The organism is Bacillus sp. UNC438CL73TsuS30 (genome assembly GCF_000482325.1).
GTDB lineage: Bacteria > Bacillota > Bacilli > Bacillales > Cytobacillaceae > Neobacillus.
Genome location: NZ_AXVA01000026.1, coordinates 1 through 17427 on the forward strand (window position 1 = coordinate 1; position 17427 = coordinate 17427).

Sequence of the window (17427 nt, forward strand, 5' to 3'; positions counted from 1 at the left end):
AAGGCAAAATTAAAAGGCATGAGTCCGGTTCAATACCGAACTCATGCCCAAGTAGCTGCCTAAACTTCGTGTCTAACTTTTTGGGTTCAGATCAAAAAGGGTGGTTCACTCAAATAATCTACTTTGACAACCACCACCCTGACGGTAGCAGCTGCAGGGAGAAGTGTAGGCAGCACTTCTCTTTTTTATTATATATCCATTATATCCAAAAAAATTCTGTAATAAAAGAAAAAAAGAGATCTCGGTTTAACGTTAGTGGTGCAAGTCCTTTACTTGCTACAATTGCTCCTTCAAACGGTCCGGCAAGCTTAGGATGGTCTGGATCACCCTATCAAGCTTTGCCTCAATCCGATAAAGCCAATAGAGTGTCGCAACAATCGGAAACCCAATCTTCACTAAGAGGCGGTGATTGGGCCCGTGATGTGCGAACTCTGGCTTTATTCGTGAGTAAGCGAAGACCTTCTTTTATGATATCGACACTTTTTGGTAGGATATCGAACCAAGAGAGCGGCTCTCTCGGTTCTTTTGATCCAAAAAACGAAGAAAATAGACCAAGAGAACTGTCCCTATGGATTTCTATGGATTTAAGTGCTTTGAACCCCTTTACCAATTCGTTTTTCTAAACGACGGACAAATAGGGACATAGGATAACTCATACAGAAATAAACAACGGCGGTGAGTAAGTAAATCGGCATCGCTACAAAGGTTTGTGAAATTAGGTTCGTAGAGGCGAGCATAATTTCAGGTGCCGCAATGGTAGAGACAATAGCTGTATCCTTAAAAAGGCTAATTACATAGTTCCCTATATTGGGGATTGCGATGACAGCAGCTTGGGGGAGGACGATATACCTCATGTTTTGGGCAGGTGTCATCCCAACGGCCATGGCTGCTTCCGTTTGTCCCTTATGAACTGAATCAATTGTAGAGCGGAACACTTCAGATAAATAGGCACCCCCATTCATACTCAAGCCGATTACAGCAGAGATAACGGGGGAAAGTCTTACTCCTAGATCAGGAAGACCAAAATAAATAATAAACAATATGACCATTGCAGGGATTCCTCTAATTATCTCAACATAAACTTTTGCGAACATAGACAAAGGTTTTAGTTTTGAACGATGCAGGAAAACGAGGAGCAAACCGACCATGATGGCACCAATGGAAGAAAAAACGGTGACTTCAATGGTTACAATTGCCCCTTTCAATATCCTCGATAAAATTTCGGGAAACATAGACCAAAAAATTTCAAACATGTCGGTCACCCCTTAATTCCATAAAATATCTTTTAAAAATTCTTGGGCTCTATTGGTAGAGGGGTGCTGAAAGAAATTCTCTGGGGTATTATCCTCAACTATATTCCCATCATCCATAAATAAGATTCGGTTACTCACTCGTTGGGCAAATTTCATTTCATGTGTCACAATCACGATGGTCATTCCATCATTTGCGACCTGTTCAATTACCTGAAGCACTTCTCTTACAAGCTCCGGGTCCAAAGCAGAGGTAGGCTCATCAAATAACATTAATTTTGGCTGCATCGCCAAGGCTCTGGCGATTGCAACCCGCTGCTTTTGACCTCCGGAAAGTTGATCAGGATAGGAATCTACAAAACTTTCTAATCCTACTTTCTTCAGCAGTTCCAATGCTAAGGATTCTGCTTCTTCACGGGACATTTTTAATACCCGTTCTGGAGGCAAGGCAACATTCCTTAGAATTTTTAAGTGGGGCCACAGATTAAAATGTTGGAATACCATGCCAATTTCTTTTCGTAAAAGAATGGATGATTTTTGATCCATTTGGTTTATTAAATGACCATCAAAGTACATATCTCCCTCTGATTTAGGAACAAGTAGATTAATACAGCGTAATAATGTACTTTTTCCCGAACCGCTCGGACCTAATATTGTCACTTTTTCCCCTTTCTTTACATCTAAATCTATTCCACGAAGGACTTCCTTATTTCCAAGTATTGCTTTAAGACTTTTCACTCTTAATAATGGACTCTCATTGGAAATTTGCTCTGTATTGTCTGCTATCATTTTCTACCTCCATTATCCAATCAAGCTTTATTTTCCCGCTAAGGTTGGCGGTGTCCACTCATTTGAACGGTCAGCACCAGCACGAGGATTTCCATCAGGAATAAACCAACCGTCTTGATCAAGGCCATATTTTGATAACATTTCCTTGTTTAAGCCTGTTTTCCACATTTCCTGTACTTCTTTATTAATGGCGTCGTATAATTCCTTTTCTTTTGGATTCACACACCAAGCGGTTTGAAACTGTTTTCCTAATACAGAATAATTTTTATCGCTGTCCGTAAAGGTAACGACTTTTAAGTTGTAGCTTGGATTTTGTTTAATAACGTAAGCACCTGTAGGAGGATCAACAAATCCAATATCTACTCGACCGATTTTTAAATCCTGAATAAGAGCATTGTTATCTTTATAGGTAGTAACACTGGCGATTTTCCCCTCTGATTCAAGCTTTTGAAGGTCTGGCACAAACGCAAATCCCGTTACCGTACCCACTTTATGTCCCTTAAGCTCTGCGATGTTTTTTACATCTTTTTTACTTTGCTGCTGAACAATCATCGAGGATGCATAATAGACAGGGTCGGTCATTAACATGACTTTTGAGCGTTCGGGAGTCCAAAAGATATTGCCGATTGCAATATCGGCTCTGCCGGTTCGAACTGCTTCGATTGGTGCAGGCCACTGCATTAATTGTGGTCTTACTTTCAAGTTTAATTTTTCAGCAACTTTATGAATCAGGTCTCCGTCTGTTCCGATTATTTTGCCATTCTCCACCGCTGTCATCGGCATATCTCCAATAATAGCTACGTTTAAGTATCCTGATTCCACCGTTTTTATTTGGGATCCGGAATTGGATGGATCCTTTTTATTTCCACTCGTTGTTTTTTCATTTGATCCACATCCCACTAAACCAACTAAAGCGAAGACTAGAATGAATAGAGTAACAAATGATTTTTTTGCTGACATCGGATTATCCCCCTTCGATCAAGTTAGTTTGTTAAAACAGGTTTACTCAAAAAGCGATTGAGTGAAAATGAGTTAATATCAATATCCGTTCGCCCTTCATTTATTAGTTGCGACATGATCCACCCAGTAGCAAGGGACATCGAAACACCGTTCATCGCATGACCTGCTGCTATAAATGAATTACTGATTTCGGGGATTGGTCCTAATATCGGCAAACCATCCGGTGTCATCGGCCTCATGCCAGTCCAAACCACTTCCTTCTCCCCTTTAATAGGGGTTTTCAGATATTTTGATACTGAATTTCTTAAGCCCTGAACCCGTCTCTCATCAATATTTACATTCAAACCTGAAAGTTCCATTGTGCCGGCAATCCGGATATTATTGTTATAAGGGGTGACACCTGTCTTAGAATCTCCTAGATAGAGAGGATGGTTAAGTGTGATATTCGGTGAAGTAATCGTAATGCTGTACCCCTTGCCCGCTGTCATTGGAAAGTGATAACCAATCTTTTTAATCAGCTGATTGGCCCAAACACCTGAAGTGAAGAGAAACTGGTCCGCTTCTATCTTTTCGTTGCCGCATGCCACTGCTTCAATTCTTCCATTCTGATGAATAATGTCTGTTACTTCTGTGTTTGTTCTAAATTCAACGCCATTTTCTTTCAGCCACTGATAAAATCCGCCACTTAAACTTTCGGGGCGAACATGGCGTTCACTTGGTAAAAACAACCCTGCTTCTACATTGTCGGAGAATTGGGGCTCCATTAGTTGTAAATCTTTTTTTGACTTCACGATGGGTAATGGAAGTCCTACTTTATTTACGATTCTTAGCTCCTCAAATCGTTCCTCCATCCCTTTTTTATCAAGAAAGGCAAATAGTAATCCCTTGTGATGGATTTCAAATTGAATTAGTTTCTCAGACTCTAACTCATCAAATAGTTTGAGCGTATTTTTGCTAATCTCTAATGCTGCATCAAACCCTTTATTAAATGTCTCTTCATTACAATTCTTCCAAAATTGAAACAACCAATTAGAGATAAAAGGAATAGCAGTAGGCTTTATATATAAGGGACTGTCTCTTTTGGTCATCCATTTAAGAGATTTGCTAACCAAACCTGGCGCGGGAACAGGTTCTGAGAGAGTGGGGCAAATCCATCCCGCATTTCCAGCAGAACAGGCCGAACCAGGATTTCCTTTATCAATGATGACGACGTCGTTATGACGTTTTTTCAAATAGTAACCACAGGCAAGTCCAATAATCCCGCCGCCAATTACCGCTATTTTTGTCATGGTAAACCCTCTTTTCCTTTGTTAGTCCTGCTCGATGATAGCAGTTGCAACCAGTTCAATCTTTAAATCTGGTACGGTTAGTGAACTGATGCCTAATGTCGCGCGATTTGGGTAGGGATCTTGAAAGAATTCTTTCCAGACTTCATTCATTTTTGGTGTTTCATGAATATCGGTTAAGTAGACCGTGACTTGGACAATATCTCTTAAACTTCCACCCGCATCTTCTACCAATGCCTGAAGATTTTTGAAAGTCAATTCAGCTTGTTTTGTAAAATCACCTGTTTCAAAGCTACCGTCTCTATAAACTGGAATAACCGAGGTATAAAACATCTGATTTTTCTTAACCGCAACAGATAAGGGTCCGAGGTTTGGTAAATTTCCTTTGATTACTTCCATTTTTTCTATCCCCTTTTTTATTTGAAATTTATTATTCTCTTTTTGAAGTCTATAATTCTATTACTATTCAATATTTATCTGAATATTCAATTTTGTTATGGTATATTTAAACTGTAGAAATATTTATAGAGCCGTTACAATGGGAGTTTTTGACCAATATGATGGGCTAAAGCTCTCTCAAACACTCTTTTCCCTAAGACGATATCTTCAACTGCCATACCAATATTATTATTAATGATCAATTCATCCTGATTTTGCCGACCTACTTTGAGACCTGCTACCACTTCACCCAGTTCTCCATTAATGGCAGGTAAACCGTCAGGATAATAACCATACTGGTAAAAAAGATTGTTTTGCTCCAGGCTATCGACAAAATATTTGTCGCCTCTATTTATGGTTTGATGTTCATATAATGTGTGCAAATCACAAAGGAATAGGGTATGTCCCTTCATAATCCATTCATCTCTAATTTGTGGTTGGGGTGTTGCCGTGATCACGGTTGCGGATGTAATGATTGAAGAACTTTTTACTAGTTCTTCTAATGAGGATGCTTTTTTGATTGTTGCATTTATCTTTGGCTGAATCTCCGTAATTAATTGGTTCATTGCCTCATGGTTCCTATCAAAGATATACACTTCTTTTAAGTTAGGTAATACAAGCTGTATGAGTTCAATATGTTTTTTTCCTAATTCACCGCAGCCGATCATACCAAAAGTTTCTGAGTTTTTATTTCCTAAGCATTTCACACCAACCGCTGTTACCGCTGCCGTTCTTACTGTTGTAATCCATGTACCATCCATAATGGCAACAGGTAAACCTGATTGATGATCATTTAGTATTACGAGGGCGGAGATTTGTGGGAGACCATACTTTTTCCGGTTATCAGGAAATCCGCTTGCCCATTTCATTCCACAAGCAGTTTGCTCCGGGATGTAGGCCGGCATTGCATGCATAAATGAATCTTCCAAAGGATGGATTCCGATTTTTGCAGGCATGTCTAATTCCTTTTTACCATGGATTCTTAAGGCTTCTTCTACATATTGAATCACCTCTAAATTGGTAATTTCAGTCTGAATACAATCTTTTTTGGTCAAATATAGAATTTCACTTCCAAGGTTCAGTGAATTCAATTTGTCACCTCCAATGAATGAAAACAACTATTTATTAGATTATATGTCCATCGTGCTATTAGTTTGTACTGTATAAAAAAGCAGAAAAACTTATAGATTTTTTTGTATAAAATGAACAATAAATTCGGGGGTGCCTTATGATTGATCGTGATATTGCTCAAAATATTGCCGAGCTGACAACCAATATTTGCGGGTACACAGTATCCATTATCAATTCATCAGGATTAATTATCGGTTCCGGAGATAAATCAAGGGTGAATACGATTCATGAAGGCTTAGATGCTGTTTTTAATAATAGGGAATATATAGAACATGATGAAGAGGAGGTCAAAAATTATACGGGTGCATATGAAGGGGTGGCATGCCCAATCGTGTTTAATAACCAGGTGATTGGGGCTGTAGGTATTCGTGGGAATCCAAAGGAAACAAAAAAGTATTTGGGGCTGGTAAGAAATCAAGTAGAAATGATGTACCAACAACTGATGTATTTTGAAATCTATAAAATGAAATCGGAAGCATTAGATGTATTTATTCAAGTATTGCTTTCCCATGATATTGAACAAAATGTAAGTTATCTTAAATCATTGGCCCAAATCAATGGTTATAATCTAGAGATCCCGCGCGTTGCCCTTGCAATTGAAATTGTAGAAAAAGATGGTAAGGAATTTAGTATAAAAAAAGAACCTTATCTTAAAGAACTAAATAAAATTTTAAAAACAGTGGATGATTTCTTCGATAACCCACAAAATATTTTATCTAAAATGGGCAGCCATCAGCTCTTAGTTTTTAAGACCTTAGCTCTACCATCCAACCATAATGAAATTAACCATGTTCATAAATTAAAAGACCATCTTCTAAACAAACACGGAGTTCGGTGCATGATTGGGATTGGTAATCGTTACGAGGATGTTGTGAATCTTAAACGATCTTATCAAGAGGCAGAAAACGCTATTTCCATTGCAAAAAGGATGGGGGAAACGGGCGGAGTATTTCATATAGAAGAAATGGTTGTTGGAAGAATTATTAGCGAAGTAAGCCAAAGTACACGAACAAATTTATTGAATAATTCTGCTGTGGTGACATTCCTATTACCTGAAAATGAAATACTGCTAGATACGTTTTATTCCTTTTGTAATAACGATTTAAATTTAAGCAAAACAGCAAGAGAATTGAATATTCACCGAAATACCTTGATTTATCGTATTAGTAGAATTCAAGCGCTGACAGGTCTTGATATAACCCAATTTCACAATGCTACTAAATTATACTTACTGTTACAGCTGAAACGATTTGACTATTAGACTTAGATGGCTTGTGCTGATTGATAAAACAGATCTGCTGCAGCCTCCTTTTTGACATTGCTTGTCCGAATAGGCCGGATACCTGATTTTCAGTAGCTAAAAAGCAAAGTGGAGGGTGAATGGCCAGAAGTGGAGGGTAAAAGGGGAGAACGGAATGTAAACGCCCCAAAGTGGTGGGTAAAGAATCAAAACCGGTGGGTTAACGAAATTAGGTTGAAAAGGCGACCCAATCTTGGGTTGGATATTTACTGAAAATGGTAATTTTTCTCTTGAAAAGGCAATATTTAAAGAAGAATACCTGATTTTCAGTAGCTAAAAAGCGAAGTGGAGGGTAAGAAGGGAGAACCGGAATGTAAACGTCCCGAAGTGGTGGGTAAAGAGCCAAAACCGGTGGGTAAACGAAATTAGATTGAAAAGGAGGCCCAACCTAGTGTTGGTAATTTCTCTTTTAAAAAGGAATCTTTAAAGAAGGTTACCTGATTTTTAATAGCTAGGAGATTTTGTCCAAATGAGGCGGTGATTGGGACCTTAAAATGAAATCTGGCTCTATTTGTGAGTAAGCGAAGACCCTCTTTTAGGATACCAACACTTTTTCACCGGATATCAACACAAAATGGAGGTATATCGACACTTTTTGATAGGATATCAACACAAAATAGAATTATATCAACACTTTTCAGTAGGATATCAACAATAATAGGATACTATCGACAATTTAATATATCCCCTTGAAAACGGACAATCTTGACCGAATCCGGCGCAGAACCGCCCCAATCTGAACTCCAGAGCACTTGCTATCATCCCAAGTTTTCCCTATGATTATATTATTATTCTGAATTTTGAATCCTTATTCAAAGGAGGTAGTGTTATCCAAGAACTGGCAAGAAGGCTTTTTATCATCATTAGTCTACTATTCTTTATATCCGTATCACAACGGATCGTATTTGCTGAAGGGAAAACCTATAAAATCGCCGGGGAATGGGATCTTCCTCCTTTTTCTTATAAAGATCAACAAGGGTCACTGACAGGCATAAATATTGAATTAATGGAAAAAATCGCAAAAGAAAATGGGCTTACATTTGAATACATACCAATGGAGATGCATGAAGCGGAACAGGCCTTAAAAGATGGTAAAGTAGATGCGATCGCTGGGGTCACCTATACCACCGAAAAAGATAAAGTATTCGATTTCTCTCAATCCTACTTTACGATGTCCGATTCGTTAATTATCCCAAAAGCAAGTAAGGACAAAATTAAAAGTATCGAAGATCTAAGGAATAAGCATATTGTTTTGCAAGATCATACACCTGTTCTAAGCACGTTATTAAATTTAAGGAATACGAATCTTACCTTGGTGTCCAATGAATACTCTGGTCTATTGACGCTTCTAAATGGGCGGGCGGACGTTTTTATTGGGAATGAATTTACCGCTTCCTTCTTTTTAAAAGAGTCTGGTCAAGAAGACAATTATCTCATTCTTGATGAAGTCATGAATCCGGCCGATTATGCGATTGCCGTAAAGGAAGGGAATGAGGACTTTCTTTCGATTATTAATCAAACGCTTACAAAATTAAAGGCTAAGGGAGAGGTAAGTAAATTAGTTGATCAATGGGTTCGTCCCGAAACCGAAGCGAAAATTGCCCGTTTGGAACATTTTATCTTCTATTTATCTATCTTTCTTTTGATTGGTGCCCTGATCCTCATTGCGATCTATATTTGGAATCAACGGTTAAAAGCAGCTGTGAATCTTCAAACAAAAGACCTCCAACTATTAAATGAAGACCTGCAACAGCAACGGCAGCGAACGGCTGATAGCAATGCGTTTAAAGATCAAATTTTAAATAATATCGACACGGGCATCGTCACGTTCGATATCGATTTTAAGATCACAAGCTGTAATCAGCGGGCATTGGAAATTCTCGAACTTCCTGCCCATACGAAGTTCAACCTTCAGGATTCGCCCATCTTTTTAAAGCTTTTTGAGCATGATCGTTCTGGACAAGCTTTGCAACAAGAAGGTGCTGACTATTATCGCTTTTTAGAAATCAATGATCATGGAGAACGAAAGGTCATCTATTATTCTCTGAATAAGATGTTTAACTCACTTGAAAACCAGGCAGGCTATTTGCTCTCCATGAACGACGAAACAGAAAAAAAGAAACTCGAACAAAAGCTGATTACACAGGAGAAGCTTCATGCGCTCGGCCAGTTAGTAGCAGGTGTGGCGCATGAAATCCGGAATCCGTTAACGTCGATTAAAACGTTCATTGACCTGATTCCAAAGAAATACGATCAACCGAAATTTCAAAAGGTCCTAATGGAGCATTTACCAGAAGAGGTGAACAGACTCAATCGGATTGTAACCGACTTAATTGATTATGCTCGTCCAAGCTTACCGAATATTCAACCCTGCACGGCTCAACAGCTGACATCCTTACTCGCTATCCTAAAAGTAACGATGGATAAAAATAGGATTGAATTTGAACAATGCATTGAACCTGACCTTGTTTTTCACATTGATCCGCAGCAAATTCGTCAGGTCCTCCTTAATCTATTATTAAATGCCATTCATGCAGTCGAAGAAACAGACGTGAAGAAAATTAACATCTGCATGGAGAAAGCGGATCTCGAGAAGGGGAGGATTATGATTAGCGATACGGGTAAAGGGATGGAGCAAGGGGAGCTCAACCATATCTTTGAACCATTTTTTACGACAAAGGGAAAGGGCGTCGGATTGGGGTTGACCTTATCCTACAATTTAATACAAGAGAACCATGGAGATATTCTAGTAAACAGTATTCCGAATAAAGGAACGACATTCACGGTTTTATTGCCTTTATACACAAAGGAGGAGATTCGGATTGAAGCCGAGAGTATTGGTTATTGACGATGAACAAGCCATTTGTACCTCACTTAGCTTTGCTCTTGAAGATGATTATTTTATGATGACGACAACGGATCCGGAGGAAGGCATACGCATCGTAGAAAAAGAACGGGTCGATATTATTCTGCTGGATCTTCGGATTGGACGTTATAATGGGCTGGATGTTTTGCAAAAAATTAAACAAAAAGACCCGTCGGTGACGGTCATCATGATGACTGCTTATGCTTCGATTGAAACCTCCATCGAAGCGATCAAAATGGGTGCCTTTTATTATATTGAAAAACCGATTAATATCGAAAACCTATCCTTGCTTTTATTAAGAGCCGCTGAGTTTAAGCAAATCTCGAATATGCTCGAAACCCTCCATGAAGAGCTGGAGGAAAGGAAGGGCTTTAAAGACTTCTTAGGAAATAGTAAAGCGATGAAAAATGTCTTTTCAATGATCGATCGCATTAAAGATATCGACTCTTGCGTCTTGATTACCGGAGAAAGTGGAACGGGGAAAGAACTGGTTGCAAAAAGGATTCATTTTTCAGGGAAGCGTAAGGATGGACCATTAGAAATTTTGAATTGTGCAGCCATTCCTGAAACCTTGCTTGAATCTGAATTATTCGGGTATGAAAAGGGAGCGTTTACAGGGGCAACACAGTCCAAGGAAGGAAAGTGGGTCGCCGCCAATGGAGGAACTTTATTTCTTGATGAAATTAGTGAGATGCCCCTGCCCCTTCAGGCTAAATTATTGCGGGTGATTCAAGAACGGGAAGTGACACCTCTAGGGTCGAATAAGAAAATCTCATTAGATGTACGAATATTATGTGCGGCGAATAAAGATATTGCGCAAATGGTTCAAGATGGGAAGTTTCGTGAGGATTTGTACTTCAGACTGAACGTGATTCCGATTAAAACACCGCCATTACGAGAGCGAAAAGAGGATCTGCCGCTGTTGATTGATTATTTTTTGCAAAAGTATTGTAAAGAAATGAACAGAGAAAAGAGATCTTTATCTGCGGATGCTCGCAGACTTTTACTTGACTACCACTATCCGGGCAATGTTCGGGAGCTGGGAAACATCATTGAATACGCAGTAGCGCTCTCGATTCAACCCGTCATTGATGAGGGGGATTTGCCCTTTTACATGCTAGAGCAAAAGAAAGAGGATGGCGGTATTTTAAATGATTCTGAGAATAGTATCGTCATTCCGATTGGTCTATCGATGAAGGAAATTGAGAAAAAGGTCATTTCTGGGACTTTAAAGCATTGTGGAAAACACCGGCAAAGGACGGCCCAGACCTTACAAATTTCGGAAAGAAGTCTCCGGGATAAAATAAAACTATATGAGATCGAAAAAACAGCGAATGAATAAATAATGCGGCAAATTTTGCTGAAAATAGCGGCAGAATTTGCCGCTTTTCTTTTTAAAAAAGGGACTGCTATTTATGAAAACGCTTTAAAATTCAATAATCTGAAAATTGGCACGGTAATTGCATATTATCTGTGTGAAAGGAGGACAGTCATTGAAAACAGGGACACTTATAAAAATCTTAGTCCTTTTACTCTTTCTTTTGATTGGGTGTATAACGGTTAGTCGGGAGTTATTTCCAAGTGGGGTTCAAGCCGTTCCTCCCCCTTCAGAGGAACTCACAGGGAGTCAAACTCCATTGGTGATTGCCACGGGGGATATGTCAGGTGTCTATTTTCCTATGGGAGAGGCGATGGCTGACTTATTTCGAAAGTACAATGGAAAAGCAACTGGAACACAAGTGACGAACGCTTCGATTCAGAATACAAAACTAGTGAGTCAGAAAAAAGCTGAATTAGGATTTAGTACGGTGGATGCCCTTGCATTGCCAGAAATGAAAAAAAGGAAAATTCTCGCCCTAACTGGACTTTACTCGAATTTCATCCATATTGTCACGACCAAAAGCAATATTCGTAGTTTAGAGGATTTACGAGGAAAAAGAGTCAGTATTGGAACCGTCGGAAGCGGAACAAAGCTGATGGCTGAAAGGATCCTGAAGGCTGCTAATCTAGCAAGCAATGAAATGGATGTATCAACTCTTTCCTTCACACAATCGGCGGATGCCTTAAGAAATGGAACGATTGATGTGGCTTTCTTTTCTTCTGGTCTACCGAATCCAGTGATTTCGGAACTTGCTTCAGAGATGAAAATTTCACTTGTTCCAATTCCAAAACAAGTTGCTGAAAGTCTTCATGAGGAGTATGAATTTTACACACTCGATGAAATAAGCGGGCAAACATACACTGGTCTCGAGCGTACACCTACATTAGCTGTAAAAAATGTACTTTTTACATACCCAGATTTGCCTAAACAAGAAGCCTACAAACTAGTAAAAACGTTATATGAACATTTACCAGAATCACAAAACGCCTATCCAGAAGCAATGGAAATCCATTTATCTGATGCAACTGCAGGGATTCCAATCGATTTCCATCCTGGAGCAAAGCAATTTTTCAAAGAAATTATCCATTAAAATACTAACAAAAAAATAGGGGGCAAGTGAAAATGAAAAAGATCCTTACCTTAATTTCGATCGCTTTACTAATTGTTTTATCAGCTTGTGGCGCTCCTAATCCACAAAAGGCCGGAGGGACAGCTGCAAAAGCGGGTAAAGATGGAAAAAAATCCATTACCATTGCAGGAAATGGCGGGGTTATTGAAAAAACCATTCGTGACGTGATTGCTCCGAAGTTCAAAAAGGAAACAGGTATTACGATTAACTTTGTTCCAGGACTTTCTGGAGAAATTTTATCGAAGGTAGAATTACAAAAAAATGCTCCACAAATTGACATTGCGATCTTTGTACCAACAGATGTACAGCGCGCAAATGATAAGGGGCTTATCGATAAAATCGATGAATCGAATGCTCCGAATATGAGTCATGTCGATCCGAAGTTTATAGCCGTTAAGGATGCAGGTGCTCCAATATTTGGATTGGCCATTGCCCCTGCGTATAATACAAAATCGTTTAAAGAGAAGAACTTGAAACCAATTGAATCATGGAACGATTTAGCATCTGGTCAATATGAAGGAAAAACAGCGTTTGTGGATATTACAAATGACTGGGGCTTTAACACCTTAAACGCACTAGCGATGGCAAACGGCGGCGGTACAGATAATGTCGAGCCAGGAATCCAAAAAGCAAAAGAGCTTGCCGGTTACTCCACGACTTTTTATAAAAATTCAACACAAGTGATGCCAGCGCTTCAGCAAGGTGCTGCTGACGTAACCGTAATGGGAAGCTATGCGATTGGTGATTTAGCGGTTCAAGGCGTACCACTTAAAATGGTGGTACCAAAAGAAGGGGTACCGATTCAAGCCTTTAGTGGAACCCTTGTGAAAAATACTCCTCACGAGAAGGAAGCACTTGAATTCCTTAACTATGTAGTAAGTGCTGATTCACAAGCTTTAATTGCAGAACAGGGATTTTATCCAGTTGTTGATGGCGTGAAGTTTCCAGAGAAATTCCAAGAATCGATTGGGCTAAAGGATACAGACAAAACCTATAAACCTGATTTTGCTGCATACGCGAAAGTTCGGGCGGAATGGTCTGATCGTTGGACGAAAGAAGTCGTTCCAGAAATCGGTAAAAAATTGAAATAAGAATGGAGGGACGGACCATGAATGCAATTCCTTGCGATGTAGAGATCAGAGGTGCAAGAAAGCAATTTGGATCCAATGTCGTACTGAATGATATTGACTTAGAAGTAAAGCAGGGTGAGTTATTAACCCTGCTCGGACCTTCAGGCTGCGGGAAATCGACTACATTGAATTTAATTGCAGGCTTCTTGGAAGCCGATCAGGGAGATGTGTACATTAAAGGGAAAAAGGTAACGAAAGTCCCTCCTTATAAGCGCGATTTAGGAATGGTCTTTCAAACGTATTCCTTGTTTCCACATATGACGGTGCAAGAAAACCTAAGCTTTGGTTTGAACCTAAGAAAAGTAGCGAAATCGGAGCAAAAAAAGAAAATCGATCGAGTTCTTGAACTGGTGAAGATGTCAGGGCTTGAACATCGTTATCCAAGGGAATTATCGGGAGGACAAAGGCAGCGTGTCGCGATTGCCAGAGCGCTTGTGGTGGAGCCGGAATTACTACTGCTCGATGAACCGCTATCCAATCTGGATGCAAAATTACGACATGAACTGCGCGCGGAAATTAAGCGTTTACAAAAAGAAATAGGGGTCACCACGATTTTTGTTACCCATGATCAAGAGGAAGCTTTATCGATGTCGGATCGGGTCGTGGTGATGAACGCAGGAAAAATTGAACAAATTAGCACACCGACCGCGATCTACAATCATCCTAACACGGAATTCGTCTTCCAATTCATTGGAAAATCGAATTCGTTTGAAGGAGAGGTTGTGGGAGCCGAAGGCAGGAAAATTTCAGTGAAAGTCGGTGGGGAAATTTTTCATGTCGATTCGGAAAATTTGATTGGTGAGAATCGTTCCTTGAGAGCAGGGGATGAGGTGAGACTTTATATTCGCCCTGAGAATGTTCACATTTCCTCGACGAGGGAAACATCATCAGCATTGGAACTTCAGCCGGCTAAAATCATTCAGCTTAATTACCTTGGTACTTCATGGGAAGTAGATGTTTCCCTGCAAGGAAAAACGCTTCAATTATTAACCAGTGCATATGACTCAACTTGGCAAAATGGAAGTGAGGTGTATGTTGGATGGAACCCGTCAGAAATTATGCTGATCAAGAAGTAAGTAATCATAAAACGGTAAAGGCGGAACCGCAACATAAGCCGAAAGTGAAAAAAAGAAGAACCTGGATTGCCGGGCTTCTTCTTTTAGTCCCGATCCTGTTATTCATCTTTGGATTCTTTGTGGTTCCGATGTTGTATATTTTGTATTTAAGTTTTATTTCTACTGATAGTTTGAATGGTGCGGATGCCGCTTTTAGCTTACAAAACTATATCACGTTATTTTCCGACCACTATTACTTATCTTCGATGTGGTTGACGGTGAAAATTAGTTTCTATTCTGTGCTTGTTTCCCTGATCCTGGGATACCCCATTGCGTTAACGATGGCGAAAAGCTCAGTTAAAGTTCGGGGATATATTACTTTATTAATTGCTTCCCCTCTTTTGGTCAGCATTGTTGTACGTAATTTTGGCTGGTACTTATTATTATTGCCGAACGGTACAATCAATTCACTTTTAATGAATCTTGGCCTTATTCATAAGCCGCTCAATCTATTATTCTCTGAAATTGGTGTGGTCATCGGACTTTCAAACGCCTATTTACCTTTCATGGTGTTAGCGATTGTGACGAGCTTGTATAATATTGACCCATCATTAGAGAAAGCGGGAGCGATTCTCGGTGCCAGTCCACTACGGAGCTTTTTTTCGATTACCCTTCCGCTTAGCTTGCCTGGGATCGTATCGGGTTGTGTGCTGGTCTTTAGTTTATCGATGAGTGCCTATGTCACTCCTTCTTTAATGGGAGGCGCGAATGTTCCGATGATGCCAGTGGTTGTATACGATCAAATTAACAACCTGTTGAAATGGACATTTGGTTCAGCCTTGTCGTACGTACTCCTATTGATTACGCTTCTTTCCGTTTTCATCTTTACACGAGCATTTGAAAAAAGTAAGTTTCGGGAGGTGTTCCGTTGATGAAAGTACTTGGAAAGTTCCGCGTGATCCTTGCTGTGATCGGGATCATCTATATCTTACTTCCATTAATGGTGGTCATCCCTGCATCTTTTACAAGTGCAGCGTATCCAAGCTTTCCACCAAAAGGTTTTTCGCTGCAATGGTATACAAAGATTTTAGAACGCACTGAATTCGTCGAAGCCTTTTATAATAGTGTACTCTTTGCTTCCTTAGCTGCATTATTTGCTGTTGTATTCGGGACGCTCGGGGCACTTGCGATTGCCAAGTATGATATTCCCGGAAAACACTATATTACATCGATCTTGACAGCGCCGTTAAGTGTACCGCAACTTGTACTAGGGATTGCCTTGCTGATTTATTTCACACCGATGATGCTTGCCGGTACATCCACAGGCTTTTTGATCGCCCATACGATCATTTGTATTCCGTATGTGATTCGACTGGTCCTAACAGGGTTAAGTGGATTTGATTACAATTTGGAAAAAGCAGCCGCGATTCTTGGAGCAAATCCATTGATTGTTTTTTGGAAGGTAACTCTGCCGCTTATCCGGCCGGCGATGATCTCAGGAGGATTATTTGCATTCTTGACGTCTTTTGATAATGTCACCGTCTCATTGTTTATGATATCTCCTGATATGAGAACCCTTCCCATCGAGATTTTCTCAACGATGCAGGATGCTTATAATCCAATCGTCGCTTCCGTGTCGAGTGTGGTTATTTTCATTTCTGTGATCTTAATCCTCATCCTTGAAAAAATTCATGGGGTTGGAAAGTTATTTGGTGGTACGCATCATTAGGAAATGATGTGGAAAAATAAAAGCCGGCTGTTTGCTTGTTATCGCAAGAAAGCCGGCTGTTTTATGTTCAAGCTGTTTTCGTAAACTTTGCTGCTATTTGAATAGGGGAGGTTGATCTCCGCTCCAGGATGCTCGCTTTCCGCGGGGCGGGCGGTGAGCCTCCTCGTCGCTTTGCTCCTGTGGGGTCTCACCTGTCCCGCTACTCCCGCAGGAGTCTCGCACCTTCCGCTCCAATCAACCTTTTTGGAAAAATTTACGTTCTCAAAAACATTTAGAAAACAGCCTACGTTTAAGAAGAATAAGTTTTTAAATAGTCTAAACATCGATTCACCGTTGCTTGTGGGGCAGTAAGAAGCGGAACAGAGGTCTGAACCTGATGGGCAACATGTTCCATACTGTACTGGGAAAGGACCATGACATCCACTGTTCCGTCCATTTGTCTGATCATGTTTCGTACCTTTTCGTCATGTTCATCGATCCTTCCTTGAAAAAGAAGATGGATCAGTCCCGGATCAACTAGAGATTCAATAATACAATCCGGTCTTTTTTCTCGTAAATAACTCATTAAGGCGATGGGTGTTTCTTTTACGGTGGAAATGAGGCCAATTCGTTCATAGGCAAGTGCTTCATCCAACATGGCTTCATCTGATCGAAATAGTTTTACGGCATGCATGGGCTGCAAAATCGATGTGATGTTATTAAAGGCTGAACAAGTGAGTTGAATGCAATTGGCTTCCGATTCAGCAGCAAGGTTTACCAATGCTGAAAATCTGCGAATGATTTCGGGAGCGAGGCCCCCGGATTTTTCCATCATGGAAAGCAGATGGGTGTCCATAAAATGGAGCAGTTCGATTTCAGGGGCTGCTTTCTGAAACGCTTTTTCAATCGGCGTTAAGGCAGTGGTCGTGGCATGGATCAAAGCTACTTTCAAAATTGTCATCCTCTCTCATTCTCATTTTGTTCATTATAACTATAATTCTATT

At 40.0% G+C, this 17427-nt stretch carries 16 protein-coding genes; 9 read left to right on the forward strand and 7 right to left on the reverse strand.

The window, feature by feature from the left end; translation table 11 throughout:
* Positions 1 to 623 (forward strand): hypothetical protein (locus tag M028_RS34050; protein ID WP_035424051.1); only part of this gene is annotated, 623 nt, incomplete at its 5' end.
* Here M028_RS34050 and M028_RS0110250 read toward each other — a convergent pair.
* The 6 genes from M028_RS0110250 to M028_RS0110275 form a co-directional block, all read right to left on the reverse strand.
* Positions 585 to 1253 carry an amino acid ABC transporter permease gene (locus M028_RS0110250; protein WP_051590994.1) on the reverse strand — a complete coding sequence of 223 codons (669 nt, stop codon included), beginning with the start codon at positions 1251 to 1253 and terminating at the stop codon, positions 585 to 587. The two genes, M028_RS34050 and M028_RS0110250, sit on opposite strands and share 39 nt — an antisense overlap.
* A gap of 12 nt (positions 1254 to 1265) precedes the next feature.
* On the reverse strand, positions 1266 to 2039 hold the full coding sequence (locus tag M028_RS0110255) for an amino acid ABC transporter ATP-binding protein (protein ID WP_051590995.1): 774 nt from the start codon (positions 2037 to 2039) through the stop codon (positions 1266 to 1268).
* 27 nt (positions 2040 to 2066) lie between these two features.
* On the reverse strand, positions 2067 to 2999 hold the full coding sequence (locus tag M028_RS0110260; RefSeq protein ID WP_026573841.1) for a substrate-binding periplasmic protein: 933 nt from the start codon (positions 2997 to 2999) through the stop codon (positions 2067 to 2069).
* Positions 3000 to 3022: 23 nt separating this feature from the next.
* Positions 3023 to 4288: an NAD(P)/FAD-dependent oxidoreductase gene (locus tag M028_RS0110265; protein ID WP_026573842.1), complete on the reverse strand. Its 1266-nt coding sequence runs from the start codon at positions 4286 to 4288 to the stop codon at positions 3023 to 3025.
* A gap of 21 nt (positions 4289 to 4309) precedes the next feature.
* Positions 4310 to 4684, reverse strand: a complete 375-nt coding sequence (locus tag M028_RS0110270) for a RidA family protein (RefSeq protein WP_035424052.1) — start codon at positions 4682 to 4684, stop codon at positions 4310 to 4312.
* Between the two features lie 134 nt (positions 4685 to 4818).
* Positions 4819 to 5814, reverse strand: a complete 996-nt coding sequence (locus M028_RS0110275) for an ornithine cyclodeaminase family protein (RefSeq protein ID WP_051590996.1) — start codon at positions 5812 to 5814, stop codon at positions 4819 to 4821.
* A 137-nt stretch (positions 5815 to 5951) separates the two neighbouring features.
* On the opposite strand from M028_RS0110275, the gene M028_RS0110280 reads away from it, so the two are divergent.
* The 8 genes from M028_RS0110280 to M028_RS0110315 all read left to right on the forward strand — a co-directional run bounded on the left by M028_RS0110280 (position 5952) and on the right by M028_RS0110315 (position 16444).
* On the forward strand, positions 5952 to 7115 hold the full coding sequence (locus M028_RS0110280) for a CdaR family transcriptional regulator (RefSeq protein ID WP_026573845.1): 1164 nt from the start codon (positions 5952 to 5954) through the stop codon (positions 7113 to 7115).
* Between the two features lie 967 nt (positions 7116 to 8082).
* Positions 8083 to 10002 carry a transporter substrate-binding domain-containing protein gene (locus tag M028_RS0110285; RefSeq protein WP_269320927.1) on the forward strand — a complete coding sequence of 640 codons (1920 nt, stop codon included), beginning with the start codon at positions 8083 to 8085 and terminating at the stop codon, positions 10000 to 10002.
* Positions 9977 to 11362 (forward strand): sigma-54-dependent transcriptional regulator, encoded by a 1386-nt coding sequence (locus M028_RS0110290; RefSeq protein ID WP_026573847.1) that lies wholly within the window; start codon positions 9977 to 9979, stop codon positions 11360 to 11362. The genes M028_RS0110285 and M028_RS0110290 overlap by 26 nt, the downstream gene beginning before the upstream one ends.
* A 151-nt stretch (positions 11363 to 11513) precedes the next feature.
* Positions 11514 to 12491, forward strand: a complete 978-nt coding sequence (locus tag M028_RS0110295) for a TAXI family TRAP transporter solute-binding subunit (protein ID WP_026573848.1) — start codon at positions 11514 to 11516, stop codon at positions 12489 to 12491.
* A gap of 32 nt (positions 12492 to 12523) precedes the next feature.
* Positions 12524 to 13621 (forward strand): ABC transporter substrate-binding protein, encoded by a 1098-nt coding sequence (locus M028_RS0110300; RefSeq protein ID WP_026573849.1) that lies wholly within the window; start codon positions 12524 to 12526, stop codon positions 13619 to 13621.
* Positions 13622 to 13638: 17 nt separating this feature from the next.
* The gene (locus M028_RS0110305) at positions 13639 to 14736 is read left to right on the forward strand and encodes an ABC transporter ATP-binding protein (protein WP_026573850.1); all 1098 of its coding nucleotides are present in this window, start codon (positions 13639 to 13641) and stop codon (positions 14734 to 14736) included.
* Positions 14700 to 15647 carry an ABC transporter permease gene (locus tag M028_RS0110310; protein WP_026573851.1) on the forward strand — a complete coding sequence of 316 codons (948 nt, stop codon included), beginning with the start codon at positions 14700 to 14702 and terminating at the stop codon, positions 15645 to 15647. The genes M028_RS0110305 and M028_RS0110310 overlap by 37 nt, the downstream gene beginning before the upstream one ends.
* Positions 15647 to 16444, forward strand: coding sequence for an ABC transporter permease (locus tag M028_RS0110315; protein ID WP_026573852.1), 798 nt, complete (start codon positions 15647 to 15649; stop codon positions 16442 to 16444). Before M028_RS0110310 ends, M028_RS0110315 begins: the two co-directional genes overlap by 1 nt.
* Positions 16445 to 16733: 289 nt before the next feature.
* On the opposite strand, the gene M028_RS0110320 is transcribed toward M028_RS0110315, so the two are convergent.
* Positions 16734 to 17375 (reverse strand): hypothetical protein, encoded by a 642-nt coding sequence (locus M028_RS0110320; protein ID WP_026573853.1) that lies wholly within the window; start codon positions 17373 to 17375, stop codon positions 16734 to 16736.
* Positions 17376 to 17427: the final 52 nt, after the last annotated feature.

What these genes read in the sequence shown, in the direction of transcription:
- M028_RS0110250 (WP_051590994.1), bottom strand. Translation starts at nt 1,253, where the DNA reads ATGTTTGAAATTTTTTGGTCTATGTTTCCCGAAATTTTATCGAGGATA.
- M028_RS0110255 (WP_051590995.1), bottom strand. Translation starts at nt 2,039, where the DNA reads ATGATAGCAGACAATACAGAGCAAATTTCCAATGAGAGTCCATTATTA.
- M028_RS0110260 (WP_026573841.1), bottom strand. Translation starts at nt 2,999, where the DNA reads ATGTCAGCAAAAAAATCATTTGTTACTCTATTCATTCTAGTCTTCGCT.
- M028_RS0110265 (WP_026573842.1), bottom strand. Translation starts at nt 4,288, where the DNA reads ATGACAAAAATAGCGGTAATTGGCGGCGGGATTATTGGACTTGCCTGT.
- M028_RS0110270 (WP_035424052.1), bottom strand. Translation starts at nt 4,684, where the DNA reads ATGGAAGTAATCAAAGGAAATTTACCAAACCTCGGACCCTTATCTGTT.
- M028_RS0110280 (WP_026573845.1), top strand. Translation starts at nt 5,952, where the DNA reads ATGATTGATCGTGATATTGCTCAAAATATTGCCGAGCTGACAACCAAT.
- M028_RS0110300 (WP_026573849.1), top strand. Translation starts at nt 12,524, where the DNA reads ATGAAAAAGATCCTTACCTTAATTTCGATCGCTTTACTAATTGTTTTA.
- M028_RS0110305 (WP_026573850.1), top strand. Translation starts at nt 13,639, where the DNA reads ATGAATGCAATTCCTTGCGATGTAGAGATCAGAGGTGCAAGAAAGCAA.
- M028_RS0110310 (WP_026573851.1), top strand. Translation starts at nt 14,700, where the DNA reads ATGGAACCCGTCAGAAATTATGCTGATCAAGAAGTAAGTAATCATAAA.
- M028_RS0110315 (WP_026573852.1), top strand. Translation starts at nt 15,647, where the DNA reads ATGAAAGTACTTGGAAAGTTCCGCGTGATCCTTGCTGTGATCGGGATC.